The organism is Corynebacterium sp. UMB8791, from assembly GCF_054166365.1.
Map to the genome: position 1 here is coordinate 34,003 of NZ_JBSZCG010000040.1, position 19,508 is coordinate 53,510.

The 19,508-nt window shown below is 57.2% G+C and carries 19 protein-coding genes; 16 read left to right on the forward strand and 3 right to left on the reverse strand.

Translation table 11 applies throughout. The features are described 5' to 3' along the window. The first annotated feature begins 3 nt into the window (after nucleotides 1-3). Together ACXIUA_RS01130 and ACXIUA_RS01135 are read left to right on the forward strand one after the other, a co-directional pair. Nucleotides 4-807: a metallophosphoesterase family protein gene (locus tag ACXIUA_RS01130; RefSeq protein ID WP_070976715.1), complete on the forward strand. Its 804-nt coding sequence runs from the start codon at nucleotides 4-6 to the stop codon at nucleotides 805-807. After that, a complete protein-coding gene (locus tag ACXIUA_RS01135; RefSeq protein ID WP_070976718.1) occupies nucleotides 807-1,460 on the forward strand; it encodes a 4'-phosphopantetheinyl transferase family protein in 654 nt (217 codons plus the stop codon). Before ACXIUA_RS01130 ends, ACXIUA_RS01135 begins: the two co-directional genes overlap by 1 nt. 31 nt (nucleotides 1,461-1,491) lie before the next feature. On the opposite strand, the gene truB is transcribed toward ACXIUA_RS01135, so the two are convergent. Further along, nucleotides 1,492-2,385, reverse strand: coding sequence for a tRNA pseudouridine(55) synthase TruB (gene truB, locus ACXIUA_RS01140; protein ID WP_252930809.1), 894 nt, complete (start codon nucleotides 2,383-2,385; stop codon nucleotides 1,492-1,494). Between the two features lie 30 nt (nucleotides 2,386-2,415). On the opposite strand from truB, the gene ACXIUA_RS01145 reads away from it, so the two are divergent. The 4 genes from ACXIUA_RS01145 to ACXIUA_RS01160 all read left to right on the forward strand — a co-directional run bounded on the left by ACXIUA_RS01145 (nucleotide 2,416) and on the right by ACXIUA_RS01160 (nucleotide 7,225). Next, nucleotides 2,416-3,408: a bifunctional riboflavin kinase/FAD synthetase gene (locus tag ACXIUA_RS01145; RefSeq protein ID WP_252930810.1), complete on the forward strand. Its 993-nt coding sequence runs from the start codon at nucleotides 2,416-2,418 to the stop codon at nucleotides 3,406-3,408. Nucleotides 3,409-3,446: 38 nt separating this feature from the next. Then, on the forward strand, nucleotides 3,447-4,400 hold the full coding sequence (locus ACXIUA_RS01150; RefSeq protein ID WP_457975919.1) for a nucleoside hydrolase: 954 nt from the start codon (nucleotides 3,447-3,449) through the stop codon (nucleotides 4,398-4,400). A 99-nt stretch (nucleotides 4,401-4,499) separates the two neighbouring features. Beyond that, nucleotides 4,500-4,769, forward strand: a complete 270-nt coding sequence (gene rpsO, locus ACXIUA_RS01155) for a 30S ribosomal protein S15 (protein ID WP_070362312.1) — start codon at nucleotides 4,500-4,502, stop codon at nucleotides 4,767-4,769. 137 nt (nucleotides 4,770-4,906) lie between these two features. Then, entirely contained in the window at nucleotides 4,907-7,225 is a 2,319-nt protein-coding gene (locus ACXIUA_RS01160) for a polyribonucleotide nucleotidyltransferase (RefSeq protein ID WP_457975920.1), read from the forward strand. Nucleotides 7,226-7,285: 60 nt separating this feature from the next. Here the strand turns inward: ACXIUA_RS01160 and ACXIUA_RS01165 are convergent, their stop codons facing one another. Continuing rightward, nucleotides 7,286-7,900, reverse strand: a complete 615-nt coding sequence (locus ACXIUA_RS01165; RefSeq protein WP_256020320.1) for an AMIN-like domain-containing (lipo)protein — start codon at nucleotides 7,898-7,900, stop codon at nucleotides 7,286-7,288. A 97-nt stretch (nucleotides 7,901-7,997) separates the two neighbouring features. On the opposite strand from ACXIUA_RS01165, the gene dapB reads away from it, so the two are divergent. From dapB to ACXIUA_RS01200, 7 genes are all read left to right on the forward strand, one after another. Beyond that, nucleotides 7,998-8,744 (forward strand): 4-hydroxy-tetrahydrodipicolinate reductase, encoded by a 747-nt coding sequence (gene dapB, locus ACXIUA_RS01170; protein WP_071572535.1) that lies wholly within the window; start codon nucleotides 7,998-8,000, stop codon nucleotides 8,742-8,744. Between the two features lie 3 nt (nucleotides 8,745-8,747). Further along, nucleotides 8,748-9,500: an FAD-dependent thymidylate synthase gene (gene thyX, locus ACXIUA_RS01175; protein WP_070362315.1), complete on the forward strand. Its 753-nt coding sequence runs from the start codon at nucleotides 8,748-8,750 to the stop codon at nucleotides 9,498-9,500. 45 nt (nucleotides 9,501-9,545) lie between these two features. Continuing rightward, the gene (gene dapA, locus ACXIUA_RS01180) at nucleotides 9,546-10,454 is read left to right on the forward strand and encodes a 4-hydroxy-tetrahydrodipicolinate synthase (RefSeq protein WP_256000266.1); all 909 of its coding nucleotides are present in this window, start codon (nucleotides 9,546-9,548) and stop codon (nucleotides 10,452-10,454) included. Between the two features lie 2 nt (nucleotides 10,455-10,456). Next, complete coding sequence (locus ACXIUA_RS01185) at nucleotides 10,457-12,469, forward strand: ribonuclease J (protein WP_256000265.1); 2,013 nt, start codon at nucleotides 10,457-10,459, stop codon at nucleotides 12,467-12,469. A gap of 53 nt (nucleotides 12,470-12,522) precedes the next feature. After that, nucleotides 12,523-13,149 (forward strand): TIGR03085 family metal-binding protein, encoded by a 627-nt coding sequence (locus ACXIUA_RS01190; RefSeq protein ID WP_083290919.1) that lies wholly within the window; start codon nucleotides 12,523-12,525, stop codon nucleotides 13,147-13,149. An 86-nt stretch (nucleotides 13,150-13,235) separates the two neighbouring features. Then, the gene (locus tag ACXIUA_RS01195) at nucleotides 13,236-16,247 is read left to right on the forward strand and encodes a DNA translocase FtsK (RefSeq protein WP_457975921.1); all 3,012 of its coding nucleotides are present in this window, start codon (nucleotides 13,236-13,238) and stop codon (nucleotides 16,245-16,247) included. Nucleotides 16,248-16,426: 179 nt separating this feature from the next. Beyond that, the gene (locus tag ACXIUA_RS01200) at nucleotides 16,427-17,596 is read left to right on the forward strand and encodes a TerC family protein (protein WP_457975922.1); all 1,170 of its coding nucleotides are present in this window, start codon (nucleotides 16,427-16,429) and stop codon (nucleotides 17,594-17,596) included. A gap of 12 nt (nucleotides 17,597-17,608) precedes the next feature. Here the strand turns inward: ACXIUA_RS01200 and ACXIUA_RS01205 are convergent, their stop codons facing one another. Then, on the reverse strand, nucleotides 17,609-17,896 hold the full coding sequence (locus ACXIUA_RS01205) for a YciI family protein (RefSeq protein ID WP_457975923.1): 288 nt from the start codon (nucleotides 17,894-17,896) through the stop codon (nucleotides 17,609-17,611). Between the two features lie 45 nt (nucleotides 17,897-17,941). On the opposite strand from ACXIUA_RS01205, the gene pgsA reads away from it, so the two are divergent. Genes pgsA through ACXIUA_RS01220 form a run of 3 tightly spaced genes read left to right on the forward strand, consistent with a single transcriptional unit; the run spans nucleotide 17,942 to nucleotide 19,418 of the window. Further along, nucleotides 17,942-18,478, forward strand: a complete 537-nt coding sequence (gene pgsA, locus ACXIUA_RS01210) for a CDP-diacylglycerol--glycerol-3-phosphate 3-phosphatidyltransferase (RefSeq protein WP_240492803.1) — start codon at nucleotides 17,942-17,944, stop codon at nucleotides 18,476-18,478. Next, a complete protein-coding gene (locus ACXIUA_RS01215; RefSeq protein ID WP_457975924.1) occupies nucleotides 18,478-19,044 on the forward strand; it encodes a CinA family protein in 567 nt (188 codons plus the stop codon). The genes pgsA and ACXIUA_RS01215 overlap by 1 nt, the downstream gene beginning before the upstream one ends. Then, nucleotides 19,044-19,418, forward strand: a complete 375-nt coding sequence (locus ACXIUA_RS01220) for a helix-turn-helix domain-containing protein (protein ID WP_083290921.1) — start codon at nucleotides 19,044-19,046, stop codon at nucleotides 19,416-19,418. The genes ACXIUA_RS01215 and ACXIUA_RS01220 overlap by 1 nt, the downstream gene beginning before the upstream one ends. Nucleotides 19,419-19,508: the final 90 nt, after the last annotated feature.

Sequence of the window (19,508 nt, forward strand, 5' to 3'; positions counted from 1 at the left end):
GTCATGCTAGGTCCGACACTGTGGGCGGTCAGCGACCTGCATGCTGCAGTAAAGACGAATCAGGCCAAGATCGACCTCATTCAACCGCGGCATGAGGGGGATTGGCTGATTGTCGCGGGTGATGTTGCAGAGAAATTTGAGCTGATAGTCAACGTGATGGGTGTACTTGCTCAACGGTTTGAGAAAGTCATCTGGGCCCCTGGAAACCACGAGCTGTTCTCTAGCGAGCGATCACGCTACAGAGGCCGTGATAAGTACGTTGCGCTAGTCCAGGCAATGCGAGAACTCGGCGTTGTAACGCCTGAGGACCCGTACCCGGTATTCCACGGCATTACGGTGGCGCCACTGTTTACTCTGTACGACTACTCGTTTCGCCCTCAGCATTTAAGTGTCGACGCCGCGCTGAAGAAAGCTCGCGACAACAACATTCTGATGACGGACGAGTTTGCTATCCGCCCATTTGTAGATACTCGTGCGTGGTGCTGGGAGCGCTTGGCGTACACAACGAAGCGCCTTTCTCGCGTGCACGGTAAGACGATCTTGGTCAACCACTGGCCACTGGTAAAGGAGCCAACGCACCGCCTGTTCTACGGGGACATTGCCATGTGGTGCGGGACCCGGCACACGCGCAGTTGGCCTAAGCGGTTCCACGCACAGGCCGTAGTCTACGGACACCTTCATATCCCGGGGACCGTACATGTAGACGGCATTCCGCATATTGAAGTGTCGTTGGGGTACCCCAGGGAGTGGCAGCGCTGGCCAGAGGAACATCGTTGGCCGTACCCAGTCTGGGAGGTGAACCGCTAGTGCGCGATCTGTCATTATTCCCTCCCTCTGCGCGGTTCGTCTCTCTTCGAACCGATGACGGCCATAATCTCCGCAATTACGATAACCTCGACGAGCAGGAGAAACGCGTTGTCCGCGGAGCCGTCGATATCCGGAAAGGGGAGTTCGGCGATGCCCGTTGGTGTGCGCACCGCGCCCTCGACGAACTAGGGGTCGAAGGTCCTCACCGCATCATGCGGGGCGAGGCTGGGATGCCGTTGTGGCCCGAGGGCGTGTGCGGCTCCTTGACGCATACGGATGGTTTTCGTGCGGCGGTCGTTGCGCCACTCAACAAGGTGCGCTCTATCGGTATTGATGCTGAGCTGGCTGAGCCGCTTCCGGAAGGCGTATTGCCCCAAATCGCGTGCCCAACCGAGCTTGAGATGTTGGACGCACTTCGGGCTGAGGGGTGCTTCTGGGCTGATCGGCTGCTGTTCTGCGCGAAAGAGGCCACATATAAATGTTGGTTCCCGTTGGCGCGAAAGATGTTGGAATTCGATCAGGCGGAAATCTATATCCGGCCGAACGGAACATTTGTTTCGTACATTCTCGAGCGGCCGACGCCCGCTCCGTTCTTTGAGGGGCGCTGGGTGCACCGGGCTGGCTACGTCATCACTTCTGCGTTTCTGTTGTAGCGACAAACGTGAAAAGCGGCGTTAGCGCTGACTACAGCGTGGATGGGCGCGCGACAAACACCGTGGCAAGACGCTTCTTGGATTCTTTCACAAGGGCGACGACGCGGCCGTCGTCACGTTGTGCAGCGTGTACACCCGAAAGTCCGCGAGGTTCGAGCCATTTGCCCATAGCGAGGGCGTCGTATTCATCGTTGGTGACGGGCAGTACCGGCCAACAGGTAGCGCAGGCTTCGTCGAGGGTGAGGCTGAAGCGCGGGTGAGCCTGAATGTCTTCCAGCTCCAATGCGTGCTCGAGGTTAAAAGGCCCGACTGTGGTTCGGCGAAGCGCAGTCAGGTGCCCGCCGGTGTGTAGGGTCTCACCTAGATCGCGTGCGAGCGCGCGAATGTACGTCCCCGAGGAGCAGTGCACACGGACATCGACGTCAATCCAGGTATCGACGCGAGCGATGCCCAAAATGCTGTACTCGTGAATTGTTACTGGTCGGGCTGGGATCTCGACATCGTGTCCTTCGCGGACGAGCTGATGTGCGCGCTTGCCGTCGATTTTGATTGCGGACACGCTTGAGGGGCGCTGCATGATATCGCCGCGGAAGCTGTCGATGGCGTCGATAATGTCGGCGTCAGTGACTGCATCGGTGGGGGAGGTGCTGACGACCTCGCCCTCGGCGTCATCCGTCGTGGTGGTGGCGCCGAGTCGAATGGTTGCCTCGTACGTTTTGGTTTCCGCGACGAGGTGGGCGAGGAGCTTTGTGCCGCGCTCGATACCGACAACCAGTACTCCAGTCGCCATCGGATCCAAGGTGCCGGCATGACCAACTTTGCGGGTCCCGAAAGCACGGCGAAGGCGTGCGACCACGTCGTGGCTTGTGAGGCCTTGGGGCTTATCGATGACAACAATTCCAGATGTAGCGAGGGGATCACTCATAGCTCTTTAGTATGCCGTACGCTATTGCACGTGGATATTTTGCACGGTCTTAATGCTGTACCGGAATCGTTTGGTGCCCTCGACGGCACCGTGCTGACGATAGGGGTCTTTGACGGAGTCCACCGCGGTCACCAGATGCTGATCAAAGCAGCTGTTGATGAGGCGAAGCGTCTCCAGGTGCCATGCGTGGTGATGACATTTGAGCCGCACCCGGTAGCAGTATTTCGTCCGGAAGCCGCACCCACGGCGCTGATGCCACTCGAGGAGCGGGCGCGGCTCATCGCTGAGCTTGGCGTGGACGCGCTGATTGTTATCGATTTCCGCAAAGAGCTTGCGGGGGAGAGTGCACAAGACTATTTCGACAAAGTAGTGATGGGCACCTTGCATGCTCGTCATGTCTTTGTGGGCGAGAATTTTACGTTCGGACGTAACGCTTCCGGCACGTCGCAGACGATGGTGCAGCTCGGTGAGCAGAATGGTGTTGATGTGACGGTAGTCCGCCTGCTGAAAGAGGGTGCGACAAGAATTTGTTCAACGGCGATTCGGGACGAGCTTGCGCAGGGCAACATCAGCGTGGCTAAGGACTACATGGGCAGGCCGTTCTCCGTCGTGGGTCCGATCGAGCGGGGTGCTGGGCGAGGAGGTCGCGAGCTCGGTTACCCGACCGCGAATCAGTATGTTGCTGATGTCTCTGCCCTCCCGAAGGATGGGGTGTACGCGGGGTGGCTCACAATTATCGACGATGCCCCCATCGGCGGGAACATGGTTCCGGGAAAGCGCTACCCGGCTGCGATTTCAGTCGGCACTAATCCGACGTTCGGTGACAAGCGGCGCAGTGTCGAGTCCTACGTGCTTGATAGAGATGCTGACCTTTACGATCGGATGGCCCGCGTCGAATTCGTGGCGAAGGTTCGCGACATGGTCAAGTTCGATTCCGTTGACGAGCTTCTGGAGCACATGGCTCGGGACGTTTCCCGGACCCGCGAGCTCTTAAGCGAGCCTGTTGCTGATTCCGTAGAATAAAGCCGTTGCTGATCTGTGTTGCTTGAAAGGTTTTTGCTGTGACCATCAAGATGATTCTCGACGTAGACACCGGTATCGACGACGCGTTGGCGTTGGCATATGCTATGGCTTCACCTGAAGTGAAACTTGTCGGCGTGACATCGACATATGGAAACGTCACGGTGGCTGATAGTGTTCGCAACAGTCTCGCGATTCTCGAGTTATTCGGGCGCACCGATATTCCCGTGTTCGCTGGCCCGACGCATGCTCGTGCCAAGGATAGCTTTGAAGTTCTGGAGATTTCGCAGTTCATTCACGGCGTAAACGGTATAGGGGAGGCGCAACTTCCGGATGCCCATCGCGCTGTCGAGGAAGCCTCCGCGGTGGACTTCATGGTCGACGCGTTCCACCGCTACGGCGACGAGTTAGTGGTTGTTCCTGTCGGGCCTCTGACGACGGTCGCAGCTGCCATGGAAGCCGATAAAGACTTTGCAGACAGTGCCAGGATTGTGATGATGGGCGGTGCGTTGACCGTGCCGGGAAACGTCAATACGTGCACTGAGGCGAACATCAATCAGGACCCCGAAGCTGCTGATTTTGTGATGCGCAGGGCGCAGAACCTCACCGTGATCGGGCTCGATGTCACTTTGCAGACGCTGTTGACGTCGAAAGAAACCGCGGTGTGGAAGGAGTTGGGCACGTCTCAAGGCGACTTCTTGGCAGAGGTGACTGACTTTTACATCAAGGCATATGAAACAACTTCGCCGCATCTTGGTGGGTGCGGGCTGCATGACCCGTTGGCGGTAGCAGTTGCGATAGATCCCAGCCTGGTTGACTGCATTGGTATAAACCTGCGCACGGACCTCGAAGAGCCAACTCGTGGACGAACGATCGGGGACCCGGAGCGTCTGAATGACCCGAAGAAGACGAGTCAGGTTGCAGTTGGTGTCGACGTTGATCGATTCCTCGATGAGTTCATGACGCGTTTGACCAACCTGGCGCGCAGCAGCTAAAGTAGTCCAGGCTTTGTGCGCGTTGAGACTGTGGTTCGCAGCAGTTGCAGCACGAAGTGGTCAAAGTATATGCGGACTGAAACAAATGAGGAGTTTTTCATGGCGCTGAACGCTGAGAAAAAGGCAGAGATTCTGAAGACCTACGGTGTGCACGAGACTGACACCGGTTCCCCGGAGGCACAGGTTGCGCTGCTCACCGAGCGCATCAACAACCTGACTGAGCACCTGAAGTTCCACCAGCACGACCACCACTCCCGTCGTGGCCTGCTGCTGCTGGTTGGTCGCCGTCGTGGTCTCCTGAAGTACCTGCGCGAGAACAACGTCGAGCGCTACCGTGACCTGATTGCTCGTCTCGGCCTTCGTCGTTAAGACGATCACGTCATAAGGCTTCAAACCCCCGCTCTGGCTTTCAGGGCGGGGGTTTAGCTGTGTCTGGAGCGTGGTGAAATCCCTGGCAGGGTGGTAGAGTGTGCTTCGTTCTAAATGACACAAAAACGGCGACATCGATGATCGCCCGGAGATCCAAGGAGAGGGATCAATTGAGCAGTTTTAAGCCGAGAAATTCGTACGAAATCCACGTTGATGAAGAGTATGGGGTTACCGAAGCAGTAGCGTCGCTCGACAATGGTGATTTCGGTTCTCGCACCATTCGTTTTGAGACGGGCCAGTTGGCTCGCCAGGCAGATGGCTCGGTGACGACCTACCTGGACGATGACACCATGATGCTTGCGACGACGACGGCGTCGAATAACCCCCGCGAAGGCTTTGATTTCTTCCCTCTGACCGTTGATGTCGAGGAGCGGATGTATGCCGCGGGCCGTATCCCGGGCTCGTTCTTCCGCCGCGAAAGCCGCCCATCCACCGAGGCGATCCTGGCTTGCCGTCTCATCGACCGCCCACTGCGCCCAACCTTCGTGAAGGGGCTGCGCAACGAGGTTCAGGTCGTGATTACCGTCCTGTCGATCGCCCCGGAAGAATACTACGACGTTGTCGCTATCAACGGAGCTTCCGCGGCAACGCAGCTTTCTGGCCTGCCGGTTTCCGGCCCTGTTGGTGGTGTGCGTATGGCATTGATCGCTGACGATAAACACCCAGAAGGCCAGTGGGTTGCATTCCCGAATCACGAGCAGCACCAGCGTGCCATCTTCGAGATGGTTGTTGCGGGCCGCATTGTTGAGCGCAAGCGTGGCCGTAAGACGGAAGCGGATGTTGCAATCATGATGGTTGAGGCAGGAGCTGGCGCGAACGTCGTCAAGCTGATCGCTGACGGCGCACCTGCACCTACCGAGGAAACCGTCGCAGACGGTCTGGAGGCTGCGAAACCGTACATCAAGACGCTGTGTGAGGCGCAGCGCGATCTTGCAGCTCAGTTCGACAAGGAGCGCAAGGAGTTCCCGCTATTCCCGGCATACACCGATGAGGTGTTTGAAGCAGTGGAGAAGAAGGCATCGAAGAAGCTCGCTTCCTTCCTGACCATCGCTGGCAAGCAGGAGCGCGAAGAGAAGATCAACGCGTACATCGAGGACATCGAAGAAGATGTGCTTGACCGCCTCGACGTCGACGAAGATGACGACGATGTTGCTGCTGTGGTGAAGGAGATTCGCGCGGCGTACAACGCACTGCAGAAGGAGATTGTTCGAGGCAAGATCCTGAAGGATGGCTACCGTATCGACGGTCGCAGCGTGACCGCGATCCGTGACCTCGGCGTGGAAGTCGAACTGGTCCCGCGTGCGCATGGTTCGGCACTGTTCGAGCGCGGTGAGACCCAGATCCTTGGTGTGACGACGCTTGACATGCTGAAGATGGAACAGCCAATCGATTCGCTGAGCCCTGAGACTTCGAAGCGTTACATTCACCACTACAACTTCCCACCGTATTCGACTGGTGAAACAGGTCGTGTTGGCTCCCCGAAGCGCCGCGAAATCGGTCACGGTGCGCTTGCAGAGCGCGCGTTGTTGCCAGTGATACCTTCGCGCGAAGACTTCCCGTACACGATTCGCCAGGTTTCTGAGGCGCTGAGCTCCAACGGTTCGACGTCGATGGGCTCCGTGTGCGCATCGACGTTGTCGCTGTACAACGCTGGTGTGCCACTGGCTGCTCCGGTCGCGGGTATTGCGATGGGCCTTGTGTCGGGTGACGTCGATGGTGAGACGAAGTACGTCGCTCTGACGGACATTCTGGGCGCGGAAGATGCGTTCGGCGATATGGACTTCAAGGTGGCAGGCACCCGCGAGTTCATCACCGCCCTGCAGCTTGATACCAAGCTGGACGGCATTCCTTCTGACGTGCTCGCTTCGGCTCTGAAGCAGGCGCATGATGCTCGAGAGACCATCCTGGACACGATGGCAGAGGTCATTGATTCGCCGGATGACATGAGCTCGTTGGCGCCGAAAATCACCACGGTGAAGGTTCCTGTTTCCAAGATTGGTGAGGTCATTGGCCCGAAGGGCAAGATGATCAACTCGATTACCGAGGAAACCGGCGCGGACATCTCGATTGAAGAGGACGGAACCGTGTACGTCTCGGCAACCAGTGGCGAAGCAGCAGACGCCGCGATCGACAAGATCAACGCAATTGCTAACCCACAGTTGCCGAAGGTAGGCGAGCACTACCTGGGTACCGTGGTCAAAACCGTTGCATTCGGCGCGTTCGTTTCGATCGTCCCGGGAACCGACGGCCTGATTCATATCTCGAACTTGGGTGGCAACAAGCGCATCGAGAAGGTCGAGGACGTTGTCAACGTCGGTGACAAGATCGAGGTCGAGATTCGTGATATTGATAATCGCGGCAAGATCTCCCTTGTTCCTGTTGAGCAGGACAAGTAGTCTCACCGCTTAAAGAAGTGGCCAGGGCATTTACGCCCTGGCCACTACGCGTTTGCCGAGCTAACGGTGGACGTCAATAACTAGCCGTGTTGGACTTTCCAACACCGTGGCCTCAAACGAACGCTGCCGGTCGAGTCCGATGAAGAACTGCGACTGGTTTTCAAACGTGCCGCCGTTGGTGATCCCAGCGACGTTGCCGGTTGCCAGCTGATACGGGCCAGCGGAGATAAGATCAGGGTTGCTCGGGAGTCGATCCATCGGTGTGCCTTCGATGAGCACCTCCAAGATGTCGTTACCGGAGACCGCGAGCTCGTGGCCGGAGGCCTGCTGGAGTGCCTTATCGGTGTACTGAATTCGGTATCCAGGTAGGCCATTGCCTGAGAACTCGAAGACGACGCGGTCATACGTCTCATGGGTACCGACTCGAACATCCTGGAGCGTTAGCTCAGGGGCACCTTCGGGCGGAGCGAAGGCGTTGAGAGCGGCTGGGGCTGCGGGAGATGCCACAGCCGACACCGTTGACTCCGTAGCAGGTGCGTCTTGCGTAGTGGTAGCTGCAACGCTTTCAGGGGACGCGGTCGCTGCGGACGGCTCTGTCACTTCGGAGCCCGTGCCGCAAGCCGTGAGCAGTGCAGCCACGGTGAGGATACCGGGGAGGATCAAGCTACTCTTCATGCTTTTCGAGTGTACCGAACCACACCTGCCGCACGGCGCGCTACAGTGACAGCAGTAGAACGAACGCAACTCGCAAAGGCAGAATTGAGGAATGGATATGACAATCAAAGTCGGTGTTTTGGGAGCGCATGGGCGCGTTGGTACCGCAGTTGTAGCGGGCGTGCGCGCGGCTGATGATCTTGAACTTGTGGCCGAGATCGATAAAGACGACAGCTTAGAAAAACTGTTGGACGCTGGTGCCGAAGTTATCGTCGACTTCACCACTCCAGACTCGGTAATGAGCAACCTCGAGTTCTGTATCAAGCACGGCATCCACTGTGTAGTGGGCACAACAGGATTTGACGACGATCGCTACGACCAAGTACGCAGCTGGTGTGCTGCTTCGCAGGGCACTGGCGTTCTCATTGCGCCTAACTTCGCCATCTCAGCTGTATTGACGATGTCCTTTGCTCGCCAGGCGGCCAAGTTCTTCGAGTCAGCCGAGGTAGTTGAGTACCACCATCCGAACAAGCTGGATGCACCGTCCGGCACTGCGGTAAAGACAGCGCAAGGGATTGCAGAGGCCCGAAAGGCCGCCGGAATGCAACCTTGTCCGGATGCCACTGTGCAGGAACTCGATGGAGCGCGCGGCACGGATATCGATGGCGTCCGAGTCCACGCTGTGCGTATGACCGGAATGGTTGCGCATGAGGAAGTTATCTTCGGCACCGTCGATCAGTCGTTGACTATCCGCCAAGATTCCTATGGGCGTGATTCGTTCGTACCGGGTGTATTGCTCGGCGTGCGAAACGTCATGGATCATCCAGGCCTCACGATCGGCCTTGACAAGTTCCTCGGGCTGTAACAGATGCAGCCGCAGCGCCAACTCAGCATCCAGCTCGTGGCAGCATCAACGTTCGAACCGCCAGCCGGACTGGGCTGGCGGCCTTCATCTGGTGCAGCGGCGGCGGATGCTGTCGTCGAATTTGCAGGCAGGGCAAGCTATGACTCCTTCGGTGACAATGAGTCTCACACTTCGAGCACGGACGCCTTCCTGCATCACGTCATTGATACCGGCAACCTCTCGCTGCTCGAGCACGCAAGCGTGACGCTGTATATTCAGGGAATCTCAATGGCCACCAGCCATGAGATATTGCGACACCGAGACTTTTCAATCAGCGAGCTTTCACAGTACTCCTTACCTGAAGAGCAAAGAGGAGTCGTGGTTCCTAGCGTTGTACAGCGCGACGAGCAACTTCAACGGTTTTTCGAGCACGCGATTGAAGACGCTGCGTTTGTGCACGACGAATTGCATAACGCGGTGGAAGCAAGTCTGACGGATGAGAAGAATGTGTTACTGCGCAAGCAACAGGTACGCGAGGCAGCTATGGCACTTGCTCCGGCTGCGAGAGAAACCCGACTTGTTGTCAGCGGCAACCTCCGGACTTGGCGGAATTTTGTTGCGACCAGGGCAGCTGAGCACAGTGGGGAGGAGCTACGAGCGGTCGCCGTGAGGTGTCTGGAACTTTTGAGTGAGTGCGCACCCGTCTTGTTCGAGGACTTCGTTGTCACAACGCTGCCGGACGGGACTAAGAAGGCAACAACCCAGTACAAAACGTAGCGGTGGAGTTACATTCAGCCAGCAAAAAGGGTACGCTCTTTTGGCATGGGCACTTCTATGAAAGCTAATATCGGTGCTGACGTTTTCGGCACAGTCTGCGTCGCAATGGTCACGCCGTTCGATAAGCATGGCGAGCTAGACGTTAAGGCAGGACGAGCATTAGCTGCCCACCTTGTCGGCAATGGCATTGATGCCCTCGTGCTTGCGGGCACGACGGGCGAATCGCCAACGACAACCAGTGAAGAGAAAGTCGCGTTACTGAAAGCGGTGCGTGAAGAAGTTGGCGATAGCGCCAAACTTATCGCCGGAGTAGGCACGAACGATACCCGAAAGTCCGTCGCATTGGCGAAGGAAGCTGCTGAGGCAGGGGCTGATGGCCTCTTGGCTGTCACACCGTATTACTCGAAGCCGTCTCAAGACGGCGTGTTTGCGCACTTCCGGGAGATCGCGTCTGCAACTTCGTTGCCGATCTGCCTCTACGACATTCCAGGACGCTCTGCGATTCCGATTGCCTCGGACACCATTGCGAAGTTGGCGGAATTGCCAACCGTAGTTGCGATGAAAGATGCGAAAGGCGACTTCTTCCAGGCAGCACCGTTGATCCAATCAACAGGCCTGGCATGGTATTCCGGGGATGACCCGCTGAACCTGCCGTGGCTGGCCATGGGGGCAACCGGTGTGATCTCGGTTGTAGGCCACGCAGCACCGCAAGCGTTGCGCGAGCTCATCACAAGCTTCGAGGAAGGCGACCTCGTCCGTGCGCGGGAAATTAACGCCAATGTCATCGACGTTCTCGCACATCAACAAGCGATTCTCGGTGGCACAACATTTGCAAAGGCTGCCCTGCGTCTGCAGGGCATTGAAGTAGGCGAACCACGCCTGCCAGTGGTCGGAGCGACCTCTGAGCAGGTGGAGGTTCTCAGAGAAGATTTGAAGAAGGCTGGAGTCCTTTAAGTATGAACGAACCCCGTACACGCTCACGCAAAGTGACGCGTAAAGCAGGGCCACCTGAGGCCACTGAACAGAAGCCGGTGTTTCAGGCACCGAAGCAGGCCGCAGGAACCGCAAGTAATGAAGATGACAAGGGCTCTGAGAAGTCACAGCGGGATAGCAAGTCCCGGAACTCGAACGGAAATGGCGGTAACGGCAGGAATCGCCGACGCGGCCGTGGACGCGGTAACAACGGCGGTGGCCGTCGCAACCCGGTGAAGTCGATGCAGGGCGCAGACTTGACGAAGCGCCTCCCGGCTCCTCCGAAGGCACCGAAGGGGACCCTGCGTATTTACGCCTTGGGTGGTATTTCCGAAATCGGTCGTAATATGACGGTGTTTGAATACAACGGACGCCTGCTCATCGTCGACTGTGGTGTGCTGTTCCCGAACTCCGGTGAACCAGGCGTTGATCTTGTGCTGCCTGACTTTGGTCCGATTGAAAAGAAGTTGGACAAGGTCGAGGCCCTGGTTGTCACACATGGTCATGAAGACCACATTGGCGCAATCCCGTGGCTGTTGAAGCTGCGCCCGGATATCCCGATTTACTCGTCGCGATTCACCAATGCGCTGATTGCTGCGAAGACGAAGGAGCACCGTCAGCGTCCGAAGTTGCATGAGGTGAACAAGGATTCTTCCGTCAACTTGGGCCCATTCCACGTGCGTTTCTGGCACGTGAATCACTCCATTCCGCAGTGTCTCGGCCTGTCTATTAAGACCGGCGCGGGTCATGTTGTGATGACCGGTGACGTCAAGGTGGACCAGACTCCGTACGATGGAATGCCGACGGACCTGCCGGCGCTGTCGCGTTACGGTGACGAAGGCGTCGATCTGTTTATGTGTGACTCCACGAACGCTACGGTGCCGGGTATTTCTGCATCCGAGGCCGGTATCGAGGAGACACTGACGCGTTTGGTGAGCCAGGCGAAGCAGCGCGTTGTGATTGCTTCGTTTGCTTCCAACGTTGCTCGCGTCCAAATGGCAGTCAACGCGGCTGTAGCGAATGGTCGCAAGGTTGCCTTCAACGGCCGCTCCATGTTGAGAAATATGGAAATCGCCGAGAAGATGAGCCTGCTGAAGGCTCCGAAGAACACGATTATCCCTATCGAAGAAGCTGCCAAGATGGCGCCGCATAAGGTTGTGCTGATCACAACGGGTACGCAGGGCGAGCCGATGGCTGCGCTTTCGCGTATGTCGCGCCGTGAACACCGCCAGATCACCATCCGCGACGGTGACATGATCATCCTGTCGTCTTCCCTGATCCCAGGTAATGAGGAAGCTGTGTTCGCGGCGATCAACAACCTCGCACAAATCGGTGCGACTGTGGTGACGAACTCCGAAGCTCATGTCCACGCTTCTGGCCACGGCTACGCCGGTGAGCTTCTCTTCCTGTACAACGCAGCACGCCCGACTTGCGCTATGCCTGTGCACGGTGAGTGGCGCCACATGCGCGCGAACAAGGAGCTCGCTATTGCGACCGGTGTGAAGCCGGAGAATACCGCACTTGCTCAAAATGGTGTTGTGGTTGACATGACGAAGGGCAAGATCAAGGTTGTTGGCCAGTACCAGGTCGGACAGCTTTATGTTGATGGCGCGACGATGGGCGACGTAGACCCGGACGTGCTGGCAGACCGCAGCTCGCTTGCCTCAGGTGGCGTTGTCTCGATTACCTGCGTGATCGACGACCGCACGAGTAGCCTCATTGAGGTACCGCGCGTCTCCACCACTGGTTTCTCTGAAGACGACCGTGACTTCAATAAGAAGGTCGTCGAGCGTGTCCAGGAAGTTATGGGTGATTTGGCTGCAGAAGGGGAGAATGACCCGTACCGCATGGTGCAGCAGCTTCGTCGTCAGCTCTCGCGAACGATTGAGCAGAAGTACAAGCGTGAGCCAGTCATTCTTCCAACCGTGGTTCCAACCGCGGCGGATATTGGACCGGCAGAAGACGCTGATGTTCAAGCAACACGAGAGTCGCTTTAATACCTGACACTTTTGTGAGCAGAACTATGGGCCCTGGCACTATGCTAGGGCCCATGTCATTTGCAAAGACTGAACGAAATCAACTCGCTGAACTGTTACTCGAAGTCGGGCCTGAAGCACCGACGCTGTGCGAGGGCTGGAACACTCGCGATTTGGCGACGCACCTCTATATCCGTGAACGAAGGCCATTAGCTGCCATCGGAATATTCGTAAAGCGAGCGAGGAAGTTTTTGGAGGCGGAGGAAGCCCGACTTGCATCATGGTCGTACGAGGATCTTGTGCGTCTCTGGGCCATCGGTCCGCCTTCGCTTTTCAAGCCGAGTGACGACACGTTAAATACAGCCGAGCACTTTATTCACCACGAAGACGTTCGTCGAGGTAGAGGTAAGGTCGAGCCTCGGCAGTTTAGTGCCGTCACCAACAAAGAGCTTTTGAAGCTTGCGAAGCGGTTTGGTTCAGTCACGCTTAAAGGTGTTGCGGTACCTGTGATTTTGACGCCACCGGACTTGCCTCCTGCCGTCATTGGCGAAGGCGTCGGCGTTTCAAAGCAGGGCGATAACGTCGTCCGCGTATACGGCGAACCCGGGGAACTATTGTTGTGGGCCGCCGGTCGCAGCGCGGTCGAAGTGGATGTAACCGGTGCGGTTGAGGCTCTTGCTGGAGTAGATATCAAGTTGTAGTACTTGATTCATTCGCCTGTAACAACATCTGTGGTTTTAGAGTGGCGGATGGTAATAATGGTGCGCAAGGTACTAGTGTGTAGCACATGTCTGCCAGGAAACCAGCGCCACGAAATACGCGAGCTTCGACAGGCCCGCGGGACCGTGCACGTTCAACGACGAGCCGTTACGGTGCCCCAGCGTCGATGACGCATCCACCGACCTCGTCCATGGTCGCGGCAGAGACTGCCGATGAACGGGTCGGGTCCGCGACGAGAGTCGTCGGAAGCTCAATTGGCAGTGCAGTTCGCGGAGCTGGTTCGTTGCTTACCAAACTTCGACCACGCCGTAAGGAGAGTTTTGACAGCGTGCCCGACGCAAACGGATACGATGACGAGGACGACAACTTCGATTTTCTTGACGACGGCCCCTCTGCTGAGGCGCCGCAACGTGAAGAGCACTCACGAAAGTCCAGTCGCTCGTTGGGTATCTCGCGTGGCAACGTTGACGCGTATGGTTTAGTGCTCATTGGCCTTGCCGCGATCCTGGGCGCCTCCGTATGGATGGATATCGCTGGCCCGATAGGCAACGTCATTGCGCAGGGTGTTCACTGGGCAATTGGTGCTGGTGCGCTCCTGCTTCCTGTGATTTTGGTCTGCATCGCTATCGCTCTCATGCTGAACGTGAAGGCAGAACCGGCAGTACGTGCCAGGGTGGCGTCGGGCCTGTTGATTATTGGTGTTGCGATGCTTGGCATGATTCATGTCTTCGCTGGCAACCCTGCAGATTGGGAATCCCGCAAGATCGCCGGTGGGGTAGTGGGCACGTTCACCGGTGGTTTGCTCGCCGCTGGATTCTCCTCTTATGTGGCAGTCCCGCTGCTGGGACTTGTCATTGTTTATGGTGCGCTTCGTACAACCGGTATTACTGTGCGTGAGGCCTATGACTTTTTCACTGCGTGGCTTAGCTCGGTATTCCAGCGGCCCGAGACTGACGATGAGTCGGATCCTTACAGTGATGTAGGCCGGGACATTGACGCTATCGCAGAGGGGCGCCCGCGCACGTCGGCAAAGCGCTCGCGGGTTGAGCCTGAATCGAGGAGCCCACGTACCGGTCTTTCTCCACGTACCGCGGCGAAGAAACCAAGGGTTTCTGGGTTTTCGTCTTTCTCGGAGAAGTTGCGAAAGGCCTCCACGCCACTGGATAACTACCCGGCGAAGCCAGCGTCAGCGCCTCAAGCACAGGGTGATGAGACAGAGGTTTTCGATTTCGGTGAAGACTTCGACACGCAGGAAGGCAGCGACGCCACTACGGTCATTGAGCGCCCTGCGACGAAGGCGGCGTCGAAACGTCAGCCTGCGCAACCCGAGGAGACGAAGATTCTACCCCGGCCTACGCTTGAGGAGGCTCAACGGGATGCTGTCGATCAGTCGCGAGACGCAGTTCGCCAGGCGGTCGTAGCGCGTTCAGGGAAGGACCCAAGCGCAACTCCACCTGAGGCGCCGAAGGATGGCCACGCGAAGAAGGTCGACAGGAATTCCACCTACGTCGTTCCAACAACCGATTTGCTGCTCGCTGGCCAAGCGCCGAAGACTCGCACCGAAGCTAACGATCGCATGATCGAAGCCATTACAGAGGTCTTCGAGGAGTTCAAGGTCAATGCTATGGTGACGGGCTTCTCCCGTGGTCCGACCGTGACCCGCTACGAAGTAGAGCTTGGGCCCGGCGTCAAGGTGTCGAAGATTACCAACTTGCAGTCCAATCTTGCCTATGCAGTCGCGACCGATAACGTTCGTTTGTTGACGCCAATTCCCGGCAAATCTGCCGTCGGTATTGAGGTGCCGAATCAGGATCGTGAAATGGTTCGTCTGCGCGATGTCCTCGAAGCGCCGAATGTTGCTGCGGACGATGATCCTATGCTCATCGGCTTAGGCAAGGACATCGAGGGTGACTTTATTGCCTCTTCGGTACAGAAGATGCCGCACTTGCTTGTTGCGGGTTCTACGGGATCCGGTAAGTCGGCGTTCGTGAACTCGATGTTGGTTTCCTTGCTGACGCGCGCAACACCTGAAGAAGTACGCCTGATCCTCATCGATCCAAAGATGGTGGAGCTCACTCCGTACGAGGGGATTCCGCACCTGATCACGCCAATTATCACGCAGCCGAAGAAGGCATCGGCGGCACTGCAGTGGCTGGTGGAGGAGATGGAGCAGCGGTACATGGACATGAAGACCGCTCGTGTCCGCCACATCAAGGACTTCAACAAGAAGGTGAAGAGCGGTGAAATCACTGCTCCTGCAGGCTCTCAGCGCGAGATGCGACCCTACCCGTTCATCGTCTGTGTCGTCGACGAGCTTGCCGACCTCATGATGACCGCGCCGAAGGAGATCGAGGACTCGATCGTCCGCATTACGCAGAAGGCCCGCGCAGCAGGTATCCACCTTGTCTTGGCTACGCAGCGACCTTCGGTGGACGTCGTCACGGGCTTGATCAAGACGAACGTGCCGTCCAGGCTCGCGTTTGCAACATCCTCGCTTACTGACTCACGCGTCATCCTCGACCAGGGTGGCGCGGAGAAGCTCATTGGCATGGGCGACGGTCTCTTCATCCCGCAGGGCGCCGGCAAGCCGCAACGCATGCAAGGTGCGTTTGTGTCTGACGCTGAAATCCAAGCCGTCGTGGACGCTGCCAAGAGCCAGGACGAACCACAGTACGTCGAGGGCGTTACGGAAGAGAAGGAGTCCGAGAAGAAAGTTATCGACGATGACATCGGCAAGGACCTGGACGACCTGCTGGAAGCCGTTGAACTCGTTGTTACGGCGCAGCTCGGATCGACCTCCATGCTGCAGCGCAAGCTGCGTATCGGTTTTGCAAAGGCCGGCCGACTGATGGATTTGATGGAGTCCCGTGGCATCGTTGGGCCATCGGAAGGCTCCAAGGCTCGTGAAGTGCTGGTGAAGCCAGAGGAGCTCGAGACCATTCTTTGGATGCTCAAGGGTGCGGATCCCGCGGACGCACCGAAGGACGTCGACGCACAACTTGGTGATGACGCCACTGCAGATGAAGATGACGTTAAGACGGTCGAAGCAACCTACAATCCCACCGGTGGAGCCGTATAACTGGTAGCGACTCCTCTTGATGGTGTAGCCTGGCATTCGCATTGGAGGGGAGTACCCCGCAAGTGCCTCGAATCGTCAACACGGAACATACGTATCCCGGTTGAGGCAGCCGCGTAGCTACGTGGTGGGGGAGACCTCCGGTCTTTCTTTGTCCTATGCAACGACCGGAGGTAACCACGTTGAGTGTCCCCCTATGGATATGGCTGCTCACTGCAGCAATCATTCTGGGCTTTTTCGCCTTTGACTTTCTTACTCACGTTCGCCAGGCCCACGAGCCAACTATCAAAGAATCGGGCTTTTGGACGCTGTTCTACATGACGATGGCAGCGATCTGTGGCGGTGCGATCTGGTGGGAGTGGGACGGCGAGCACGGCGTCCAGTTCTTCACCGGCTACATCACTGAGCTTGCGCTGTCCGTGGACAACTTGTTCGTCTTCGCACTGATCATGGGCGCGTTCAAGATTCCAAGGAAGTATCAGCAAAAGGTGCTGCTCCTGGGCATTGTTATCGCGTTGGTATGCCGCTTGCTGTTTATTCTGCTCGGCGCAGCACTTATCGCGGCGTGGAGCGACGTCTTCTACATCTTCGCAGCGTTCTTGATCTACACGGCTGTCAAGCTCGTCTACGACGAAGCGACTGATGCACCTGAAACAGATCCGAACGATATGGCTGTCGTGAAGGCACTCCGTAAAGTCGTCCCAGTCACGAGCTCCTACCACGGTGACAAGCTGTGGTCGAAGACGAAGGAGGGCAAGTCCGCAGCGACCCCGCTGTTCGTCGCACTGCTCTCCATCGGGTTTATCGACGTAATGTTTGCGTTTGATTCGATCCCAGCAATCTACGGTATTACCTCTGAGGCGTACATCGTGTTTACCGCGAATGCGTTCGCACTCATGGGCCTTCGCCAGATGTTCTTCCTGCTTTCTGGCTTGTTGGACCGTGTGGTGTATCTGCCGTACGGATTGGGCGTAATTCTTGGCTTTATCGGCATCAAACTGTTGCTTCACGCGCTACACGAGAACAATCTGCCATTTGTCAATGGCGGTGAGAACGTGAGCGTACCGGAGGTCGGCACCGTTGCATCGCTCGGCTTCATTGTGGCAGTACTGGTGATTACCGTGCTGTGCTCCATGGTGAAGGACCGAGCGGATATCAAGGCTGGGCGGCGGGACCCAAACGGTCCGAGCTGGCACATCGACTACGACGACCACGGCAATCGCCGGAAAGTCGACAATCAGGGCCACCACATCGAGTGGATTGATGACCCTGCAACGTCGGGCAAGGGCGACCACACCGCCACTGGTTCCCGCGAGACGGATCACCTTCACGTGCAGCGCGGGAGGAAGTAGAACCTCCGCGGTCTAAGGGAACACCCGGGAAACCGGGTTCCACTCGTGGACCTCTCGGCTGCGCAGAGCGTTGTTCTGCCAGTAGGGGTCCGGGTTCATGAGTGATACTGCCTCCGCAGCATCGGCAGTATCTGGTAATTGCACGATGATGAGGGCCTTGCCGGCGTCGACTAGCGGGCCAGATCCGACAATCCTTCCGAGCTCTAGCTGCTTCGCGATGAACTCGCGGTGTGCGGGGCGCGTAGCATCTACGACGTCCGTATTATCTGAGTACGTGTAATGGAATGCAAAATATTTCATAACACGCAGTCTAAGGGAAAGCATGGGATAGGTAGGGTAGAGGGCGTGACTGAAAAACCATCGAACTGGAACGTACCCAACGTCTTGACGTCGTTGCGAATCATTTTTATCCCCGTCTTCGCATGGTTGGCACTGGACCAGCGATGGGGTGCGGCGTTCGGTGTGTTCGTCGCGCTGATGCTCACGGACAAGCTAGACGGAACAATCGCCCGTACCTACAACCTGATTACCGACTTCGGGAAAATTGCGGACCCGATCGCGGACAAGGCCCTGATGATTACGGCACTTGTAGTACTCAACGTGGCGTCCAACCTTCCTGTGTGGATGACTATCGTCATCGTGGTCCGCGAGCTCGGCATCACCATGTGGAGAATGTGGATGCTGCGCAACGACCAAGTCGTTCCCGCGTCCAAGGGTGGCAAGGTGAAGACAGTGCTCCAGACGGTAGGTGTGGCGCTCTACCTATGCCCGCTGCCTTCCTGGATGGACGCGCCGTCCTACGTTGTAATGGTGTTGGCCGTAGTCGTCACCGTGGTGACCGGCGTGCAATACCTTGTCGATGCTCGCAAGGTGAATAACTAATGCGAGGTACTGCATCCGATGTGATTGCGGAACTTACTAAGAGGGATGCAACAGTTGGGCTTTGTGAATCGCTCACTGCCGGTTTGGCAAGTGCCGCACTCGCAGGCGTTCCGGGTGCCTCCGCAGCGCTACGAGGCGCGATGGTGACTTACGCGACCGAGTGCAAAGTTACCTTGGCTGGCGTTCCCCAGGACGTCATCGATGAGTTTGGACCTGTTTCTCCGGTGACCGCGAAAGAGATGGCGAAGGCGGCAAGGCGGAAGCTCAACGCAGACTGGGGTCTTTCGCTCACTGGTGTGGCCGGGCCCAGTGAACAGGATGGCCACCCTGTCGGTGAGGTCTGGGTAGGGATCGCCTCAAGTGATGACTGTGAAGCAGTTCTCGCAGGCGACATACTTTCCGACGCCCCTCTCGTACGCGGAACCATTCCAGGATTCAGTCATGCCCGAAACTTGCTACAGGCGCCGCGCAACGAGGTACGCGAGTGGGCTGTTGAAGCAGCACTTCGCGTCCTGTTGCATGCCGTGCGGGAACAAAAACACGTTGAGGGGAGTTATACCAAGTGATGACTACGACACTTCTAATCGATACGCCGCTTGAGCCCTCGTTCGATGCACAGGATGAGGTCGCTTTTCCATTTCGCGAGTCTGGAACCCGCCAGAAAGAACCGCTGCTGAGAGAGGCGCTAGGAATGTCACTGCGAGCTTTCCGGGCGGATAAAGGCGTGACGTTGCGATCTCTTGCTGCTCAAGCTCGAGTCTCTTCTGGTTACCTCTCTGAGCTGGAGCGTGGGCGCAAGGAAGTTTCCTCAGAGCTGCTCGCATCAATTTGCGAAGCACTGGACACTACGGTTTCAGAAGTTGTTCTCGAGGCTGTTGCGAACCTTTCACTGCAATCGATGAACGATGAATTCGCTACGGCTGATGCGATTCACGCATAGCGGAGCAGCGCTGTAACAGATAGAATACGAAACAGTTTGGCCGTGGACACGGCCAATTTCAATGCTCAGCGAAAGGTAAAACGCAACACT